The sequence below is a fragment of the Kribbella ginsengisoli genome (genome assembly GCF_039537185.1).
Taxonomy (GTDB): domain Bacteria; phylum Actinomycetota; class Actinomycetes; order Propionibacteriales; family Kribbellaceae; genus Kribbella; species Kribbella koreensis.
The window spans coordinates 273,607-292,654 of the sequence record NZ_BAABAA010000009.1; the positions used below are offsets into that span (position 1 = coordinate 273,607).

Here is a 19,048-nt window from a genome sequence, read left to right on the forward strand (position 1 = left end):
CAAGATGCCGAAGCCGTTGCACGTCGCAGTGATCGTCGAGAACGTCGCACTGGGCGTCGACACCCGGTTGCGCAAGCAGGTGGACAACCTGATCGAGGCCGGGGTCCAGCTGTCGGTCATCACCATGCGGGACGACGACAACGCCCGCTACCGCGACATACCGAACCTGACGATCTTCGAGTACCCGGCACCCAAGCAGCCATCCGGCCCGGTCGGGTATGTCGGCGAGTACCTGCAATCCTTCGCCTGGGCCAGCTGGTACCTGACCAAGCTCCGGTTGCGCGGGCGGATCGACGTACTGCAGATCTGCCAGCCGCCGGACATCTACTTCCCACTGGCCTGGGTACTGCGCTGGGCCGGCACCCGCATCCTGGTCGACCAGCGTGATCTGATGCCCGAGCTACTCGGCAGCCGGTACGACGAGCCGCCGAAGCTGATGCTCAAGGCCATGCACTGGCTGGAGCGCCGTACCCAGCGGGTCGCCCACCACAGCCTCACGGTGAACTCCTACCTGAAGAACCGCATGGTGGAAGCCGGCGCCAAGCCGGACGCGATCTCCCTTGTCTACAACGGCCCCGTGCTGGCCCGTACCTCGCTGGCCGTCCCCGAGCCGAGTCTGCACGGCGAGCACCGCTACCTGGTCGCCTGGGCCGGCAAGATGGGCCGCCAGGACCGGGTGGACCTGACGATCGACGTCGCCGAGCACGTGATCCGCGAGCTCGGCCGGGAGGACGTCGGCTTCGTCCTGCTAGGCGACGGCGAGTGCGTCGAGGAGCTGCAGCAGTCGGTCAAGGACCGTGGGCTGGAGCGCTGGATCACCTTCCCTGGCTGGATTCCCGAGAAGGACCTGTTCAGCTACCTGGCCACCGCGGACCTCGGCATCGACTGCAGCCTGCAGGTGGAGGTGTCGCCGGTGAAGGTGATGGAGTACATGGCTCAGGGGCTGCCGGTGGTCTGCTTCGACCTGCAGGAGAGCAAGCTGCTCGCGGACGGCGCAGGCGTCTTCACTCCGGCCGGCGACATCCCGGCGCTCGCGGCGAAGGTGGTCGAGCTGCTGGACGACCCAACCACGCGCAAGCAGCTCGGCGACACCGGGCGGCAGCTGATCACGGAGAAGCTGTCCTGGGAGCGCCAGACGCCGATCTACCTGAAGGCGATCGGCTGGGAGCCGTCAGTTGTTGCTACCGCAGCGGCGGATCCAGGAGCAGACGCCTGACGGTGAGGCCCAGGTCCTGTTCAGCCAGGGCCTCTCCTCCATCGTCTTGTACACCAGTGCGGTGTAGTCGTCGGCAGGCTTGGTGTGCCAGGCACCTGCGAACCAGGCGCCGACACAGCCGTCCAGCCGCTTCGCCGGGTCGACCGGGTTGTCCTTGCCGGTCAGCCACCAGGCCCAGCCCTCGAGGCAGCCACGGATGTACGCGCCGTAGTAGTCGAGCGCGAAGGCCGTCGAGTCGCGGTTGAACGGGAAGGTCCCGTTCTGGTTGCCGGCCATCTGCCCCCAGGCCGGGTCCTGCCACGACATCACGCCGATGATCGAGAACGTCTTCGGGCACAGGTTCTGCCCGTAGTCACGCTGGTAGTCGTAGCCGGCGAGCTTGATCTCGTTGCAGTACTCGCCTGAGGCCGCTGTCGGCTTGGGGAACAGGTCACCACAGCCTCGCTTCTCGACGCAGGCACCAGAGGGGTACAGGTCCTTCTGGTACCAGGTCGACTCGGTCACGGCGACTGCGCGCACCAGGTTGTCGGCGAGCCCCCACTTGCAGGCGGCCCATTGAATGTTCTCGTCCGTAGTACCGGTGTGGTGTCCGGTCACCCGGGCCAGTCCGAGGCTGTCCCAGCGGGTGTCGTACGCCTCTGCGGGAGTAGCGCGCGGCCGGACGGCCAGTGAGGTGTGCACCTGCTCCACTGCCGGCATCGTCTGGTTGGGCTTGCTGTTGCCCGGGCGAGGCTCCCACTCCGACCGGTGCACGCGCTCGGTGCACTCGGCCTCGGTGGGCAGCTGGGCGAACGATCCTGCGGGCATGGTCTGCCAGTAGCCGTCAGCTGCCGGCGGATCGTCGCCCGGGCTGTGTAGCCCGGGTAGTGCGAGATACACGCCGGCCAGCGTCACCGCGGCGATGAGTCCCCGTACTACGCGCCGCTGTATTCGGCCCTCCAGACGCATCCGATCAGTGCCCGACATGTTCCGACTTGGCGACCGGTCCGTCGCCTACCGGGTGACCGTCACCCTGCACGCTCCCCTGGCCGCTGTGCCGCTCATGGGACGCCGGCACCGTCTTGCGCTGGAACCGCCGCGAGCGCGGGGTGTTCGTCACGCAGCCGATCAGGTTGCCGCCCACACCGGAGAGGGCGGAGACGGCCTCGGCGGCCACTGCGCGCGAGCCCCGCTGGCCGTCGACGACGAGCAGGGTGAAGTCGGTCCGGCCGGCCAGCACGGCCGACTCGGTCGCGCCGATCGCGGTCGGCGCGTCGACGATCACGAAGGAGTGCTTGGACAGGGCCTGCAGCAACAACTCGAGGTCCTCGACGTTGAACCACGCGCCGACCCGCGGGGTCCCACCAGGCAGCACCCGCAGGTTCACGAACTCGGTCGACTGCACGGACCGCTCGAGCTTGCCCGAATCAGCCAGTACGTCGGTCAGGCCGGGTGTCAGCGGGAGCCCGAAGAGCAGATGCAGATCCGGGTGCCGCAGGTCGCCGCCGATCAGCACGACCTCCTTGCCGGTGGCCGCCATCGCGATCGCCAGCTGCGCGGCCACGGTGGTCTTGCCGGCGCCCGGCGACGGGCTGGTGATCAGCAGCGAAGCACCCTTGCCGCGCGTGGTCAGCGTGGTCAGGTGAGCGGCCAGATAGCCGAAGACCTCGCGTTCCGGGGTCGACGGCCCGATCTGTGGCGCCAGTGGGAAGTGCTGCTTGACGACCGGGATCTGGGCGAGCACCTCCAGCCCGGTCTGCCGCGTGACGTCGGCAGCGCCCCGGAGCCGGCCACGGACGCGGTCCCAGACGAAGGCGAAGCCGATGCCGAGCATCAGGCCGAGCACCAGGCCCAGGCCGATGATCAGCGGCATGTTCGCCGCCTCCGGCTCGGTCGGCACGGTGGCCGGCGAGATGACCTCCGCGAGCTTCGCCGACCGGCCCTTGTTGCGGTAGTCGACGTAGGCGTCGGTGAAGGCGGCTGCGCCGGCCAGTGCCCGCGAGCGGATCTCCGACGAGTACTTGAACTGCAGTACCTGGGCGTCGACCGGCACGGAGACCGAGAGAGACTTGGTGGCCTCGGTGACGCCGATCCCCATCGCCTTGGCCGCCGCGGCCGAGACGAGGCCGGAGTTCGCGACCTCACGCTCGGTGCCCATGTCAGGCGCCACGGTGCCGCCACCACGGGCCGCATCCGGGTAGACGACCACCTGGGCGGCACCGACGTACATCTTCGGCCTGGACATCACCGTGGCGCCGGCTGCGGCGGTGGTGAGCAAAGTGATCAGGATGATCACCCACAGGTAGCTACGGACGATCCCGCGTGACTTCGCGGTGCGATGGGTCGATCGGCTCATCTGTCCACTCCCGTGAGTGTGTCTGCTGATCTCATCATCGCTCCCCGTTGCGGTTTTTCGACAGTATCTTCCACTTCTTGTGCCTCAGCTGTAGCCGAGGCAGCTTCCGGCGGATCTTTCCCGATCGCCGCCAGCGCCAGCAGGGCGAACAGCAGGTCGGCGGTCCCTCGGTAGGTCAGGTGCGGGTCGAAGTTCATCAAGACGATGATCACCACAACAGCGGTGAAGGCTCCTACCGCCGCCACCGCGCTCCAGTCCGTCAGGTCCCGGCAGCGGATCCACAGGTCCTTGATGGCGACCCGGCAGAACCACACGTAGGCCGCGAACAGGGGGATCCCGCCACCCCACAGCAACCAGGTGTAACCGCTCTCGATCCAGACGTAACCGGTGCCCTGGGTCAGCACCACGACCCGGGCCGACGGCCGGACGCCGAACAACACGTTCGAGCCGTGGAACAGGTCCGGCCAGAAGTAGGTCTGCAGGTTGTACCAGCGCACGATCCAGCTGTTCGGCAGGCCCTGCGCGGACTGGAACCCTTCCAGCCGGTGCGTCACCGCGGGCCAGGCCGCGATCACCGCGACCGACAGCCCGACCGGCGCGTACTTGAGCAGGTCGAGTCGGCGCAGCGCGAACGCGATGCAGATGACCGCGACCACCAGGCCGAGCACGCTGGAGAACTCACCGGCGGCGAAGGTGCCGATCACGAAGACCAGGCAGGCCATCACCAGCAGCGCGATATGACGCCGGCTCTTCCACAGCATCGCCACCGCGATCGCCAGGTTGAAGATCAGCACGTCGGCAGTTGCCGCCGGCAACGACAGCGTCGAGCTGCCACGCGGGATCTCCAGCTGCGCCTCGAACCCGAACGGCACCCAGTACCTCATCAGCAGCGCGCGGACCCCGAGCACGTCGAGGGTCTGCAGGATGGCCAGCCCGCCGAGGATCACGGCCGACGACACCGACGCCCAGAGGCAGAACCAGACCTGCCGCTGGGTGTGGACGGTCCCCCGGACGATCGCGTAGACACCCAGGAACTTCCACAGCACCAGTGCGTAGGTGATGTCGTCGCCGGTGATCTCCTTACCCTGCAGGAACATCCAGGCCAGCGGGGTGATCGACGTGGTGATGGCGATCGCGATCAGGGACGCCTCGATGCGGCCTACTCGCAGGCGCAACGGAGTACCGGGGCGGTACTGGACGAAGAACCTCAGGGTCAGCAGGCCGGCGAAGAAGACGGCCAGCGCCTCGTTGGGGCGCAGTACCGGAACGATGCGGCCGCGGTCGATACCGGCGACCAGCGGAGTCATGAAGATGATCAGGTACGCCGCTACGGCGGGCTTGCGCCAGATGACGATGGACAAGCCGATCACCGCGGTCACCGCGAGTGCTGCCATCGCCGAGACGGCCACCAGAGCACCCAGCATCACGGGGAGGCAGACACCCGCCGCCACCAGGCCGACGAGGTCCAGGCGCAGCCGACGGGCCCGGTCAGTCGCCTGACCGGACCCCAACAGCACACTCGGAGCGGCTACCGTCATCCGGTCTCCACCACCGCTGTCTTGCCACGATTGCGGAGTCCTGAGGTCAGCCAGGCGAACTCCGGCGACCGCAACAGGAGCTGGATGAGGGCGTACACGATCACGCCGACCGCAGCTCCGGTGACCAGCGCGAGCGCCTGCCCGGGCCTGCCGCCAAGATGCGAACTGATGAGCTGTGCGCTGAAGTACGCCGGAATGGCCATCACGATCGAGCCGAAGGTGATCCGGACCAGCGAGCTCCACAGCTCCCGCCGCTGCCAGCCCCTGCTCATCCGCAGGAACAGATGTGCACCGCCGATGACCGCTCCAATGGCGTACGCGCCGCCGATTGCCGGTACCAGCAGCCTGGCCGGAGCGAAGGCGGCCAAAGCGCACAGAGTGAGGCAGAAGACCGCCTGGACGCCCATCGAGACCAGTGGCGTCTTGGTGTCACCACGCGCGTAGGAAGCCTGTGTGGTCACGTAGAACGTGGTCTCCCCCACCAACCCGAGCGCCAGCGCAGCGAGCCCCAGGGCGATCATCCGCAGACCCTCCGGCGAGGCCATCTGGCCCGCCGCGATGGTGTGCGCGATCGGGTCGGCCAGTACTACGAAGCCGACCGCCGCAGGGATCGCCATGAACAAGGCCAGCCCCAAACCCTCGATGAACGTGCTGGTGAATTCACCTGTCGAGTCGCTCTGGTGCAACCGCGACAACCTCGGCAGGAGCGCCAGGGCGACCGGGGTGGCAGCAAGCGCGATCGGCAGATAGTAGAAGTTCAATGCCATCTGTATTGCGACAGTACCGCCTGCGACCCGGTTCGAGACCAGTAGCAACGCCAGGAGCTGTACTGCGAGCAGCCCCGCCTGGCTGACCGAGCGCAACGCCTTGCGGATCGTCACGAGCACTTCCGGATCGCGCCAGCCGGCCCGTGGGCGCAGGAGCACCCCTGCCCGGCGCGCACCCCACCACTGGATCGCTGCATGGGCTGCGACGGCACCTGTCGAGCCGAGGCCGAGCAGGAGCACTTCACCGGTCGACTGAGCGCCCAACTCCTTACCGGTGCCATAGATCATGCCGACGAGGACCAGTACGAGGATGATGCCGATGTTCTCGACCAGTGGCGCTGCAGCGGCCAGGGCGAAGCGGCGGTGCGCGTACATGACCGCGGTGGCGGAGCCGACTACGGCGTACAGGAAGACCTGCGGGATGGTCAGCAGGATCAGGAGCCGGGTTACGCCGATCTGGCCGCTGTCTCGCGTCACCTCGCTGAGACCGACGCCGCCGAGTGAGGTGACGCGTAGGAGCTCAGGGAGCAGCAGTACGGCGATCGGCGCGAGCAGTCCCAGCAGGACCATGGCAATCCCGAGGAAGCCTCCGGCGACGCGTGCGCTGTCCTTGGGACGGTGGTTGTCGATGTGCTGGACCAGTGCCGGCACCAGGAGCGACACGAACAATGAGCCGGCCAGGAAGCCGTAGTAGATGAGGTTCGGCAGCGAGTTGGTCAGCTGGTAGGTGTTGCCGAGGAACGTCGGGCCCAGAACGGCACCGATGACCACTACCCGGATGACACCGGTGCCACGGCTTAGCGCCGTCCAGGCACCGACAGTGACCGAGTCCCGCGCGGTACCGGACGCACTGGTCAGGTCCTCGCGCAGTTCGTCGCCGGAACCGGCCATCGGCTCCGGCGACGTGATCTGCTCGCTCTGATCGGCTGTTGTCAACGCGCTCCCCCGAGCAAGGCCGGAATGGTCTTGAAGATGATCTGCAGATCCAGCCGGACACTCCGGGTCGAGACGTACTCGAGGTCCCAGCGCAGGCCCTCATCCATCGTGAGCTGGTTGCGGCCGTTCACCTGCCACAGCCCGGTCAGCCCGGGCTTGACCTGGAACCGGTCGAACGCCCATTCCGGGAACAGCTCGGCCTCGAAGGGCAGCACCGGTCGCGGCCCGACCAGCGACATCTCGCCGCGCAGTACGTTGAGCAACTGCGGCAGCTCGTCGAGGCTGGTCTTGCGGAGGAACTTGCCCGGCTTGGTGATCCGCGGGTCCTGGTGCAGCTTGTACAGGCCGTCGACCTTCTCGACCTCACCCGCCGCCATCGCGCGGACATACTCCTGGTGGACCTTGGGATCCGCGTCGGTACGCATCGTCCGGAACTTGTACATCACGAACTCGCGCTGGTCCGCACCCAGCCGGACCTGACGGAACAGCCCCTTGCCCGGGCTGGTCAACCGGATCCACAGGTAGATACCGAGCAGGATCGGCGCAGCCAGCACCATCCCGGTGAGAGCAAGGATCAGGTCAAGCGACCTTTTCACCAGTCCCACCGGAATGATGCGGCTCACTCCGCGGACGGGAATAGGCCGGGTTACGGGGGTTGCCCGGCTACCGCGGAGGAGACTCATCCCGCTACCTCCATCGTGACACTGACGCCAAGCCCCGTCTTGTCCTCGGCCGGACTCGCGTCCGAACCGTTGGAGAACCGGAAGCGCGAGGCCGATCCGTCGTCCGGCCGGATCCGCGCGCTGATGTCCTCCAGCTCGCCGACCAGACCGCGGACGCGGGCCGGGTTCCCGAAAGCGACGGTTCCGGCGGGCAGGTCGCGGGTGACGACCGAGCCCGCTCCGACCAGGCAGTTCGCCCCGATCCGGACGAACGGCAGCACGGTGACGTTGACGCCGAGCTGGGCGCCGGCCCCGATCGACGGGCCGGACATCACCTCGGCCGACTCCGCGCTGCCCGGATACAGGTCGTTCGCGATCGTGACCCCGGGCGCGAGGAACGCGCCCGGGCCGATCTCGGTGTACTGCGCGACGTAGCAGTTCGTGTGGATCTTCACCCCGGCGCCGATCCGGCAGCCGTAGTCGATCACCGAGTTGCTCCAGACCGACACGTCGTCGGCGATCTCGCACTGTTCCCGGACCACCACGTGGTGACCGGTCTCGAACCGGTCGCCGATCCGCGATCCGGCGTACAGGATCGTGCCGCTGCGCAGTCTGGCGCCCTCGCCGATGGTCAGCTCGGCGCCGGCCACCCGCGCCGCCGGGTAGCCGATCTCGACTCCCGGATCGGCGTTGATCGGTGGGTGGCTGCTCATCGGTCCAGCTCCGCGAGTACTTCGTTCAGTCCCTCGGCGACCCGGCGCGCGTCGTCCTGGGACAGATGCGGGAACATCGGCAAGGACAGCTGGCGGGCGGCGGCCGCCTCGGCGACCGGCAGCGGCCCGTCGGCGTACTGCTCGTAGGGCCCCATCACGTGGCAGGGAACGGGATAGTGGATGCCGGTCCCGATCCCCCGCTCCTGCAGGAGTTCACGGACGCGGTCGCGCTGGTCGACCTGTACGACGGCCAGGTGGTGCACGCCCTCGCCGTCCTCGAGCTGCTCGACCAGCTTCGCCCGGGCCGGATCGATCAGCTCCCGGTACGTCGCCATCAGCGCGCGCCGCTGCTGGTTCCACCCGTCGAGGTGCCGCAGCTTCGCCGACAGCACCACGGCCTGTACGCCGTCCAGCCGGCTGTTCATCCCCAGCACGCCGTGCGAGTAGTGCCCACCCTCGCTCTGCATCCGGCCGTGGTCACGGACGGACAGCATCAGCTGGGTCAGCCCGGCATCGGAGGTGACGACCGCGCCCGCGTCGCCGAAGGCGCCGAGGTTCTTGCCCGGGTAGAAGCTGAAGCAGCCGACCTTGCCGAACGAGCCGGCCTTGCGGCCGTTCCAGGTCGCGCCCTGGGCCTGCGCGGCATCCTCGATCAGTACGAGCCCGAGCTCGTCGCAGATCTGCGTGATCGCGGTCATGTCGGGCAGCTGCCCGTAGAGGTGGACCACCGCGACCGCCTTGGTGGCGGGCGTGACGGCGGCCTTGATCGTCTCGGGCGTGAGCAGCAGCGTGCCGTCGTCGACGTCCGCGAACCGCGGCACCGCGCCGGCCAGGACGACCGCCTCGGCCGTTGCCACGAAGGTGTTCGCGGGCACGATGACCTCGTCGCCGGGACCGATGCCCAGGGCACGGATCGCCAGGTGCAGGGCATCGGTGCCGTTGGCGACACCGACCGCGAACTCGGTTCCGCAGTACTCGGCCCACTCCTTCTCGAAGGCCGCGACCGCCTTACCGCCGACGTACTGGCCGTTGCGCAGCAGCTCGTCCCAGCCCGCGCGAATCTCCTCCGCGACGTCGTTGGTCGCGCCGGAGATGTCCAGGAAGGGCACAGGTTCGGAAGACCGCACCGGCGTCGGCCGGCCGGTCGGGGTACCGGTGCTCACCGCAGGTCACCGACCGGGGCCGAACCGTTCTGGTGCAGAACGCCGTTCTGGTGGATGACTCCGTTCGCCTTGTCCAGCACGACCTTGGCCGGCCCGTTTCCGGCGAGCTCCTCGATCAGCACCTCGCGGCCCTGGGTCGCCGACAGCTGGGCAGCCTCCAGCACCTCGACCACCGCCAGGCCGTTGGCGCCGCTGGTCAGCGGGGTCAGCCCGGTCAGGATGCAGTCGACGAAGTGCTCGTCCTCGACCATCAGCGGCTCGTTCATCACCAGGTGCGGAGACACCACGTCGCCGTACCGGTAGGACATCGGCGGCTGGGTCAGGTCGTCCCCGAGCTGCGGTCCCTGCGAGACGCCCTTGTCGTGGACCTTGATCCGCTCCTCCGACGCGAGGTCGTTGAAGATGACCATCTTCTGGCTGCCGACCATGGTGACCCGGCGGACCTTGCACGGGTCCAGCCAGCTGACGTGCACGTTGGCCGTCACGTCCGGGTTCTTGTAGTGCAGCCGCAGGTAGCCGACGTCCTCGAGCTTGGCGTTCGCGTGGTGCGACGACCAGCACTGGACGCTGACCGGAGTCGCGCCGAGCACGTAGTTGAGGATCGACACGTCGTGCGGCGCCAGGTCGAACAGCACGTTGCAGTCGTGCTGGTAGAGACCGAGGTTCAGCCGCGCGGTGTCCAGGTAGTACAGATCGCCGAGCTCCTTCTTCTGCACCATCTCGCGCAGCTGCCAGACCGCGGAGTGGTACTCGAAGGTGTGGCCGACCATCAGCACCACGCCTGCTGCCTCGGCGGCCGCGATCATCTCGCGTGCGTCGGCGGCGGTGGTCGCCAGCGGCTTCTCCACCATCACGTGCACGCCGGCCGCGATCGCCTTCAGCGCCAGCGGTTTGTGCGTGCTCGGCGGCGTGGCGATGATCACGGCGTCCAGGTGCGGGATCGCCTCGTCCAGATCCTTGTACGCCTCGAGCGCCGGGTAGTTGCGGGACAACTGGAGCGCGCGATCCGGGTTCGGGTCGATCACCGCGATGGTGCCGACCGACTCGAGCGAGTGCAGCACCCTGATGTGCTTGGAGCCCCAGTAACCACAGCCGACCACGCCTACGCGCAGGCCAGTAACGTTCGTCATTGCCATTGCCGGAAAACCCCCATAGTGAGACCACCCCTGACCCTGCAACCAGCGGTGCCTCTCAGCCCCCGCTGACCCCCTGACCGACCCCCCGGCCAGCAAATGTCGATTGAACCGACAACGAAACAATAGGCCGACTTTCAGACCACGTACAGGCCTTCATCGGCTCGCGTGTCGCGAACTCGTTGGGTAATCGAACGACTCCAGAGAATCACAGTCCAACGGGCAGCCGCAAGGGCTGGAAGGCTCGACTTCTGGGCAGTTTCTCACTGTTCACCGGGACTTCGGCCGGAACTCCTTTACCTGCCAGGGGTCGCGAACGGAGCCACCCTGAAGGGATCCGGGCCGGCCTCGACGGCGAAATATTCGACACCGAAGCGTCTCGTTGCCGATCGGGCCTGGGCAATTGTTACGGGCCCGGTAATTCTCTTGGTTTATCCTCCGGAAATACCGGAGTTATTCACAATGAAATCAGCAGATCACTCAGCGCTTCCGGAGGATCTCCCGGATCTTCGTCAGCGCCTCGGCGTAGGCCGCTTCGCCGCCGCGCCGGGTGGGCTGGTAGTAGTCCACCTTGTCGACGACGTCCGGCGCGTACTGCTGGCCGACCACGCCACGCGGATCGTTGTGGGAGTACTGGTACGACGAGCCGTGGCCGATCTTCTTGGCGCCGGCGTAGTGCGCGTCGCGCAGATGCGGCGGCACCGGGCCGACCTTGCCCGCTTTGACGTCGGCGATCGCGGCATCGATGGCCAGGATGACCGCATTGGATTTCGGCGCGAGCGCGAGGGCTACGACGGCCTGGGCCAGATTGATCCTTGCCTCCGGCATCCCGATCAGCTGCACCGCTTCGGCGGCCGCGACGGCGACGCCGAGCGCGGTCGGGTCGCCCATCCCGATGTCCTCGCTGGCCGAGATCACCAGCCTCCGGGCGATGAACCTGGGGTCCTCGCCGGCCTCGATCATCCGCGCCAGGTAGTGCATCGCGGCGTCGACGTCGGAGCCGCGGATCGACTTGATCAGCGCGGACGCGACGTCGTAGTGCTGGTCGCCGGCCCGGTCGTACCGGACGGCGGCCCGGTCGACCGCGGTCTCCAGCGTCAACAGGTCGATGAGCACCGCGCCCTCGCCCGGTTCGTTGCCTTCGGCAGCTCTTGCCTTGGCGCCGCCGGCCGCTGCCTCCAGGTACGTGAGCGCGCGGCGTGCATCGCCACCGGCCATCCGGAGCAGGTGATCCAAGGCGTCGTCGGCCAGCTCGAACTCACCGTTCAGCCCGCGCTCGTCGACGAGGGCGCGCTGGAGCAGTACCGCGATGTCTTCGTCGGTCAGCGACTCGAGAGTCAGCAGCAGCGAGCGGGACAGCAACGGCGAGATGACCGAGAAGAACGGGTTCTCGGTGGTCGCCGCGACCAGCGTCACCCAGCGGTTCTCCACGCCCGGGAGCAGCGCGTCCTGCTGGGCCTTCGTGAAGCGGTGGACCTCGTCGATGAACAGCACGGTCTCGACGGTGTCGGCCCGGGTCAGGTCGCGCCGGGCGGCGTCGATCACCTGGCGGACCTCCTTCACCCCCGCGGTGACCGCCGACAGCTCGACGAACTTCCGGTTGGTGGCGTGCGACACCACCGCCGCGATGGTGGTCTTCCCGGTCCCGGGCGGCCCCCACAACAGCAACGACATCGGCTGGTCCCCCTCGACCAGCCGCCGCAACGGCGACCCCGGACTCAGCAGATGCTGCTGGCCGACCAGCTCGTCCAGACCGCGCGGCCGCATCCGGACCGCCAACGGCGCCGAGGTGTGATCGGCGTCGGCCAGACTCCCACCCCCACGACTGGAAGCAGGCACGCCTGGCAACTCGAACAACCCATCACTCACCCCCCGACCCTAACCGCCGCCACCGACAGTCCACGAAACCACCGCGACCACAAGGCGAAGGGCCAGCCCTCCGGTACCGGCGAGCCCGCTGGCGGACTGGCTCCACGGCCCGAACCTGACCCTTGCACCTCTCGGGCAGCGCTGCTCAGATTCTCTTCCGGTACCGGCATCGCCGGCGGATCCGGCGTGGCCTCGGGCTGCAGCTGATCAAGCGATCGAGTAACTCCTCGTCCCCGTGCTCGGTCGCCATCGGCACCGGTACGGTGACGATCGCCCACAACGCACGCAGCCGGCGCGCGAGCTCCAGCTCCGCGGAATCAGCCCCCACCCGCCGTGCCATTTCGTCTTCTCCCATGAGTCCCCAGTTCTCCCCTGCCCGGTGTATCGCTGAAGAGGACGACAACGTTTCACGACCGCCCGGCTTCGAACGGATAACGGCTCACCGCTACCGCCAGCCGACGCCCCCCGACCCTGGGTAACTTGGCCGGCATGGCCCGCCCCCATGAACCCAGCACGACTGATCCTGCCGACCGGCCGGCGACCTATCGCGACGTCTTCGCGGTAGCGGAGTTCCGCTGGTTGTGGGGAGCGCTGCTGGGCTCGGTGATCGGGGATCAACTGGCCCGCGTCGCGCTCGCGGTCCTGGTGTTCGACCGGACCGGATCGGCCGGTCTGTCCGCGCTGACCTATGCGCTCACTCTGCTGCCCGACATCGCCGGAGGCCCGCTCTTGTCGGGGCTCGCCGACCGGTACCCCCGGCGTACCGTGATGGTCGGCTGCGACGTCGCCAGGGCCGGCCTGGTCGGGCTGATGGCGATTCCCGGCACCCCGCTGCTGATCCTCTGCGTACTGCTGGTCGCCGTACAGTTGCTCGCGGCACCTTTCCAGTCGGCCCGGATCGCCTCGATGGCCACCATCATGAGCGGCGACCGGTACCCGGCCGCGATGGGCGTCTCGGCGATCACCCTGCAACTCGCCCAGCTCGCCGGGTTCGTCGCGGGTGGCACGATCGTCGCCGGGCTCGGCGCGAGCAAGGCCCTGATCATCAACGCGATCTCCTTCGCCGTCTCGGCGGTGGTCCTGCGGTTCGGCATCAAGGAGCGACCGGCCGCGGCCGGCACGGAGCCGACCGCCAAGCCGAGCTGGTGGGGCTCGCTGTCCGCGGGAGCCCGGCTCGTCTGGCAGAACCGGAGGCTGCGGTACCTGACCGCGCTGATCTGCCTGCCCGGCTTCTACATCTCGGTCGAGGGCCTGGCGACCCCGTACGCCGCGACGCTCGGCGGCGGCGCGGTCGCCGTCGGCGTGCTCTTCGCCGCGAACCCGGCCGGCTACGTCCTCGGCGTCTGGGGCTTCGGCCGACTGGCCCCATCAAGGCGCCACGCCTTGATGGGGCCGCTCGCGATCGGCGCCTCTGCCCCGCTGATCGCCTGCGTCGTCTCACCCGGGCTGTGGGTGACCGTGGCCCTGTGGATGCTGTCCGGCGCCTGCTCGTCGTACCTCATCACAGCTCAGACCACGTTCGTGAAGGATGTTCCTGACGCGCAGCGCGGTCAGGTGATCGGTCTGGCCCGCACTGCGCTCACGGTTTCTCAGGGGATGGGGATCCTGGCCGCCGGTGTCGCCGCCGACAGCGTCCGGCCGGCCTTGGTCGTGACCGGCGCAGGTGTCCTGGGTGTCCTCTTCGCGGCCGGCGCTGCTCGCGGCTACGGACGGGCCGATCAGCCCGGCTGACCGGGTGACCGGGTGCCCGAACACGACGGCACGTCTGCGGGTTTACGGCCATTCGTGTACGCGCATCTGAGCCCACCTCCTCCCGGACTAACGGTCCGCCTACCGTTGGCCCCTCTGGCGATGACAATGGGTGACTTCGCGTTTACGCTGTTACACGAGAACCAGTGGGGCTGGGGGAACTGTTATGTCGAGTATCAGGTACTGGAGACCAAAGCGCAGGCGTAGGCGCGAGACTGACACCGCTTCTTCATGGGCGCCTGCCCGCTGGGCGCTGTGGTCGGCGCCCAAGCCTGTTCTGTTCTATGTGCTGGCCATCGACGTGCTGGCGTTCGTCCTGCTGGCGGCGTCGTTCCGCGACCTCTCGATCAGCGGCGACGACTGGATCAGGTTCGGGGTGCTCGCCCTCGGCTCGGCGATCCAGACCGAGGCGGGCCGAGAGATCGAACGGCTTCGCTGGTCGGCGGCAGAAGGCGCGACCTACGCGAATCTGAAGTCGATGTGGATCTTCGCGGCCGTGCTGGTGCTGCCACCGCTGCTCGCGATCGGGATCACCGCGCTGAGCTTCCTGCACTCGGGGATCCGGCTGCGACGCAGCGCTCCCCATCGCACGATCTTCTCCGCTGCCAGCGTGGTCGTCGGCTCGGCCGCGGCGTCGGTGAGTCTGGCAGCCGTCAACCCGAGCAACCACCCCGGCTACGAGGGCGGATTCATCGGGCTGATCGCGGTGGTCGTCGCCGCCGTGGCGTTCTGGTTCGTCAACTACGCCCTGGTCGTCGGCGCGATCCTGCTGTCCAGCCCGGAGACCAACGCCCGCAAGGTGCTCGGCCGGTCGTCGGACCATCTCGTGGTCTTCGGCGCTCTCGGGCTCGGGGTCGCCAACGGCGCATTGCTGATGGAGCAGCCGTGGCTGACCGTCGTACTGCTCATCACCGTGCTCGGCCTGCATCGGGCACTGCTCGTCGGACAGTTCCAGTTCGCCGCACGCACCGACTCGCAGACGGGGCTCGCGAACGCCGTCTTCTGGCACGAGCTGGCCGGCAAGGAGCTCGACCGGGCACAGAACGGCGGTACCTCGCTCGGCGTGCTCTACCTGGACCTCGACCACTTCAAGCTCGTCAACGACACCTATGGGCACCTGGCCGGGGACCAGGTCCTCAAGGTCGTGGCGAACGAACTGAAGGACGATGTCCGGACCGACGATCTGGTCGGCCGGCTCGGCGGCGAGGAGTTCGCGATCCTGCTGCCGAACACCAGCGCGGAGGAAACCAGCCAGGCAGCGGAACGGATCCGGCGGCGGATCTCCAGGATCACCGCCACCGTCACCACGGCCCACGGCCATGCCACCGTCGAAGGTCTCACCTGCTCGATCGGCGCGGCCAGCTACCCGGTCGCAGGGAGCACCCTCGACGAACTCCTGCTGGCGGCGGACTCGGCGACGTACGCCGCCAAGAACGCCGGCCGGAACCAGGTCGTCACCGCTCCGGCAATGAGCTGACAGCAAAACAGCCACCACGGAGGAGTCCGTGGTGGCTGGCTGCTGACGGAGGTCAGTCCTTGGTGTCCGGCTTCTTGTCCTCGGTGTCGTCGCCGGCCTCGCGGAGTTCCTCCGGGAGTTCGTCGGCGAGGTCTTCGTCGTCGAGGTCGCGGAGTTCCTCGGGAAGCTCGTCCTGGTCGAAGGTCTCGGCCGGGATCTCTTCGGACTGGCCTTCGGACTCGGGCTTGATCGCGTTGCGGAGGCGGCCGAGGATCCGGTCGGCCTCGGTGCCGAAGGGGTTGTCGTTGACCAGGTAGGTCCACGTCGCGGTCGGGCGCGGGACGCCGGAGGCTTCCTCGTCGAGACCGTCAGCCGTGATCTCGGCTTCCTTGAAGGTCTCGGCGGCCTCGGTCCACGCGTCGGCGATCAGCGTGTCGAAGGAGGCGATCGCGGACTTGTTGAACTCGTCGATCGGCTTCATGTGGACGATACCGCCGGCCAGCGAGCGGAGATGGATGCCCTCGCGCAGGTCGGCCAGGTAGGCCAGGTGGTCGGTCCACTTGCGGTCCAGGTGGTGCAGCGCGATCTTCCGCGCGGCCGCCTTGACGGTGTCCTCGTCGAGCTCCTCGACCAGTTCGTCGTACCGCTCCTTGGCCCGCTCGGCCAGCTCCTCGGCGGCCAGGTCCTCGGTCAGCACCTTCTCGCGGGTGTCGAGCAGGATCGACCGCTGCTGGCCGGTGAGGCGGTGGTACGACCACGTCGTACGGTGCAGCTCGGCGTTCGCGCCGTCGGCGACCCGCTGCGCGTGCTCCAGCATGCCGATCGCCTTGCGGTCGGTGAGTCGGCCATCGGCGTCCGGCGACGGGCGCAGGCCCGACGTCACGGAGTACCGGGTGACGAGCTCGTCGGCGAGGCTGGCGAAGAACAGCGAGCCGCCCGGGTCGCCCTGGCGTCCGGCGCGGCCGCGCAGCTGGTCGTCCAGCCGGCGGGACGCGTGCAGGCCGGTGCCGATGACGTACAGCCCGCCCAGCTCGATCGCGCGGTCCTTGTCGTGCGACTCGTCGCGCCCACCGAGACGGATGTCGGTACCACGGCCGGCCATCTGCGTCGACACGGTCACCGTCCCCGGCACACCCGCCTCGGCGATGATCGCGGCTTCCTCGGCGTCGTTCTTGGCGTTCAGCACGACGTGCGGGATGTCCGCTTCCTCGAGCTGATCGCTGAGCTGCTCGGACTCCTCGACGCTGTGCGTCCCGATCAGGATGGGCCGGCCGGTCTCGTGCACCTCGCCGATGTGCTCGACCAGCGCCTTGTTCTTCTGGGCGACCGTCAGGTACAGCCGGTCCGGCTCGTCGACGCGGATGTTGGGCTTGTTCGGCGGGACGACCGCCACCTCGACCTTGTAGAACTCCTGCAGCTGCTCGCCGACGACGACCGCGGTACCGGTCATGCCGCACACCGTCGGGTAGCTGCTGACCAGCGCCTGCACGGTGATGCTGTCGAGCACCTCACCGGAGTCACTGACCGGGACGGCCTCCTTGGCCTCGACCGCGGCCTGCAGACCGTCGGGCCAGCGCTGCAGCTTGGCGATCCGGCCGCGGTTGTTGTTGATCAGGCTGACCTTGCCGTCGCGGACCAGGTAGTCGACGTCGCGGCGCAGCAGGACCTCGGCGTGCAGCGCGACGTTGATCTGGGTCAGCCGGTCGAGGTTCTCGTCCTCGTACAGGTTGATGTCGCCGAGGGCCGCCTCGACCTTGTCGGTGCCCTTGTCGGTCAGCGCGACCGTCCGGCCGTCGCCGTCGATCTCGTAGTCGAGGCCGGCCCGCAGCGTGCGGACCAGCGCGACCACGTCGTCGTCGAGCTCCTCGGTCCGGGTCGCGCCGGCCAGGATCAGCGGCACCCGGGCCTCGTCGATCAGCACCGAGTCGGCCTCGTCGACCAGTGCCACGTCGGGCTGGACGGTGACCCGGTCGGCGACGTCGTCGACCAGCCGGTCCCGCAGTACGTCGAAGCCCAGCTCGCTCACCGGCGCGTAACAGACATCTGCCTGGTACGCCGCCCGCCGCTCCTCAGGTGTCGAGGCCTGGCCGATGTGGCTGACCGTCACGCCGAGCAGCGCGTAGATCGGCCCCATCCACTCCGAGTCGCGCTGGGCCAGGTAGTCGTTGACCGCCATCACCTGGACGCGCCGGCCACCGATCGCATACCCGGCGGCCGCGAACGCGCCGGCCAGCGTCTTGCCCTCACCGGTCGCCATCTCGACGATCCGGCCCTGCAGCAGCGCGAGCGCACCGACGATCTGCCCGTCGAAGGCCCGCTCGCCGATGGCCCGGAGCCCGGCCTCCCGGGCGAGCGCGAGGAACTCGATCTGGTCGCCCTCGTCCAGACCACCGGTGGTCCGCATCTCGGTGACGACCTCGGTGAGTTCTTCGTCGGTCAGGTCCTTGAGCGACTCCTCCGCCTCGCCGACCGCGGCGGTCAGCTTCTCGTACGGGCCGAGGTCGATCGAGCCGGGGCGCTGCAGCAGCCGGCGAAAGCGCGAGGTGAGTTTCATGGCCATGATCTCCGCAACGTACAGCCTGCCGAGGTCGTTCCGCTCACCGGGTTGGGCGTGTCAGGGCTTCCATTCATAGGGCGTGGTCGTGGTGACCGCATGGAGGCCGAGCTTCTGCAGGATCGGCCGGGAGTCCTCGGACGCGTCGACCCGGAGGAATTCGTACCCGCGCTCCTTCGCGATCTTCGCCCGGTGCACCAGGATCGCGCTGTAGAGCCCCTGCCGGCGCCACTGCGGCAGCGTCCCGCCACCCCACAGGCTCGCGAACCCGGTCTCCGGATGGAACCGGATCCAGGCCGCCGTCAACGCCGGTCCCTCGGGTCCCCGCAGCGCATCCTCGATCAGCGTCACGACCAGCCGGTCGGGGAACATCCGGTACTCCGCGGCCAGCCGCTCCTCGATCCGCTCCAGCCCGTTGTGCCACAGCGTGTCCATCAGCACCGCGATCCGATGGAAGTCCGCCGGGTCCTCGCCCACGTCCCGCATCCGCACCTTCGACGGCAGCGCCGACGGCCGGGCCAGGATCGCGTCCACCTCGCCGAGGATCAGCGTCTCCGGGTCCGCCTTGACGAACCCGGCGCGAAGCAGCCGCTCCCCCAGGTCGGCCGGCTCGTCGTACGCGTAGGTCTTCCACTCGAACTCCAGCCCGCGCTCGCGGAAGAACGCGACCTGCGCGGCGATCACCGCGTCCGGGTCGTCGCCCAGACCGCGCGGCGTCTCGACGAATCCGCCGCCGCCCTCGCCCTCGAAGTACGAGCGGTGCACCAGCCCGTCCAGCTCCTGCTTCCAGCCAGGAATCGTGTCGGCGTCCGGCAGGCGGATCCGGCGGTGGAAAACCTCTAGCAGCTCATCAGGTGTCATCCCGGCCATCCTCGCTGCTGCGGAGTCAACCGTCATCCCCTTTACCGCGTCCAACCAGCAGACCAACCACCACGGTCACGGTCACGGGAGGGAAGT

Annotated in this window: 15 protein-coding genes; 3 read left to right on the plus strand and 12 right to left on the minus strand. The window is 68.3% G+C overall.

The annotated features are described in order from the left end of the window. Positions 1 to 4 precede the first annotated feature (4 nt). On the plus strand, positions 5 to 1,216 hold the full coding sequence (locus ABD768_RS30245; protein ID WP_344846321.1) for a glycosyltransferase family 4 protein: 1,212 nt from the start codon (positions 5 to 7) through the stop codon (positions 1,214 to 1,216). Here ABD768_RS30245 and ABD768_RS30250 read toward each other — a convergent pair. From ABD768_RS30250 to ABD768_RS30295, 10 genes are all read right to left on the minus strand, one after another. Beyond that, complete coding sequence (locus tag ABD768_RS30250; protein ID WP_344846323.1) at positions 1,172 to 2,182, minus strand: hypothetical protein; 1,011 nt, start codon at positions 2,180 to 2,182, stop codon at positions 1,172 to 1,174. The genes ABD768_RS30245 and ABD768_RS30250 overlap by 45 nt on opposite strands. Continuing rightward, positions 2,169 to 3,551 carry a tyrosine-protein kinase domain-containing protein gene (locus tag ABD768_RS30255; RefSeq protein ID WP_343965945.1) on the minus strand — a complete coding sequence of 461 codons (1,383 nt, stop codon included), beginning with the start codon at positions 3,549 to 3,551 and terminating at the stop codon, positions 2,169 to 2,171. Before ABD768_RS30255 ends, ABD768_RS30250 begins: the two co-directional genes overlap by 14 nt. Beyond that, positions 3,548 to 5,089: a hypothetical protein gene (locus tag ABD768_RS30260; RefSeq protein ID WP_344846325.1), complete on the minus strand. Its 1,542-nt coding sequence runs from the start codon at positions 5,087 to 5,089 to the stop codon at positions 3,548 to 3,550. The genes ABD768_RS30255 and ABD768_RS30260 overlap by 4 nt, the downstream gene beginning before the upstream one ends. Next, the gene (murJ, locus tag ABD768_RS30265; protein ID WP_344846327.1) at positions 5,086 to 6,792 is read right to left on the minus strand and encodes a murein biosynthesis integral membrane protein MurJ; all 1,707 of its coding nucleotides are present in this window, start codon (positions 6,790 to 6,792) and stop codon (positions 5,086 to 5,088) included. The genes ABD768_RS30260 and murJ overlap by 4 nt, the downstream gene beginning before the upstream one ends. After that, a complete protein-coding gene (locus ABD768_RS30270) occupies positions 6,789 to 7,388 on the minus strand; it encodes a sugar transferase (RefSeq protein ID WP_343965952.1) in 600 nt (199 codons plus the stop codon). Before ABD768_RS30270 ends, murJ begins: the two co-directional genes overlap by 4 nt. 83 nt (positions 7,389 to 7,471) lie before the next feature. Next, positions 7,472 to 8,167, minus strand: coding sequence for an acyltransferase (locus tag ABD768_RS30275; protein ID WP_344846329.1), 696 nt, complete (start codon positions 8,165 to 8,167; stop codon positions 7,472 to 7,474). Next, entirely contained in the window at positions 8,164 to 9,330 is a 1,167-nt protein-coding gene (locus ABD768_RS30280; protein ID WP_343965956.1) for a DegT/DnrJ/EryC1/StrS family aminotransferase, read from the minus strand. The genes ABD768_RS30275 and ABD768_RS30280 overlap by 4 nt, the downstream gene beginning before the upstream one ends. Further along, a complete protein-coding gene (locus tag ABD768_RS30285; protein ID WP_344846331.1) occupies positions 9,327 to 10,460 on the minus strand; it encodes a Gfo/Idh/MocA family protein in 1,134 nt (377 codons plus the stop codon). The genes ABD768_RS30280 and ABD768_RS30285 overlap by 4 nt, the downstream gene beginning before the upstream one ends. Positions 10,461 to 10,943: 483 nt before the next feature. Next, positions 10,944 to 12,332 (minus strand): replication-associated recombination protein A, encoded by a 1,389-nt coding sequence (locus ABD768_RS30290; RefSeq protein ID WP_343965961.1) that lies wholly within the window; start codon positions 12,330 to 12,332, stop codon positions 10,944 to 10,946. A gap of 145 nt (positions 12,333 to 12,477) precedes the next feature. Continuing rightward, entirely contained in the window at positions 12,478 to 12,672 is a 195-nt protein-coding gene (locus ABD768_RS30295; RefSeq protein ID WP_343965964.1) for a hypothetical protein, read from the minus strand. Positions 12,673 to 12,821: 149 nt separating this feature from the next. On the opposite strand from ABD768_RS30295, the gene ABD768_RS30300 reads away from it, so the two are divergent. Together ABD768_RS30300 and ABD768_RS30305 are read left to right on the plus strand one after the other, a co-directional pair. Beyond that, entirely contained in the window at positions 12,822 to 14,063 is a 1,242-nt protein-coding gene (locus tag ABD768_RS30300; RefSeq protein ID WP_344846334.1) for an MFS transporter, read from the plus strand. Between the two features lie 304 nt (positions 14,064 to 14,367). Next, entirely contained in the window at positions 14,368 to 15,558 is a 1,191-nt protein-coding gene (locus tag ABD768_RS30305; protein ID WP_344846336.1) for a GGDEF domain-containing protein, read from the plus strand. Positions 15,559 to 15,610: 52 nt separating this feature from the next. Here the strand turns inward: ABD768_RS30305 and secA2 are convergent, their stop codons facing one another. Both secA2 and ABD768_RS30315 read right to left on the minus strand, forming a co-directional pair. Continuing rightward, complete coding sequence (gene secA2, locus ABD768_RS30310) at positions 15,611 to 18,091, minus strand: accessory Sec system translocase SecA2 (protein WP_343965970.1); 2,481 nt, start codon at positions 18,089 to 18,091, stop codon at positions 15,611 to 15,613. A gap of 60 nt (positions 18,092 to 18,151) precedes the next feature. Then, the gene (locus ABD768_RS30315; RefSeq protein ID WP_343965972.1) at positions 18,152 to 18,952 is read right to left on the minus strand and encodes a GNAT family N-acetyltransferase; all 801 of its coding nucleotides are present in this window, start codon (positions 18,950 to 18,952) and stop codon (positions 18,152 to 18,154) included. Between the last annotated feature and the right edge of the window lie 96 nt (positions 18,953 to 19,048).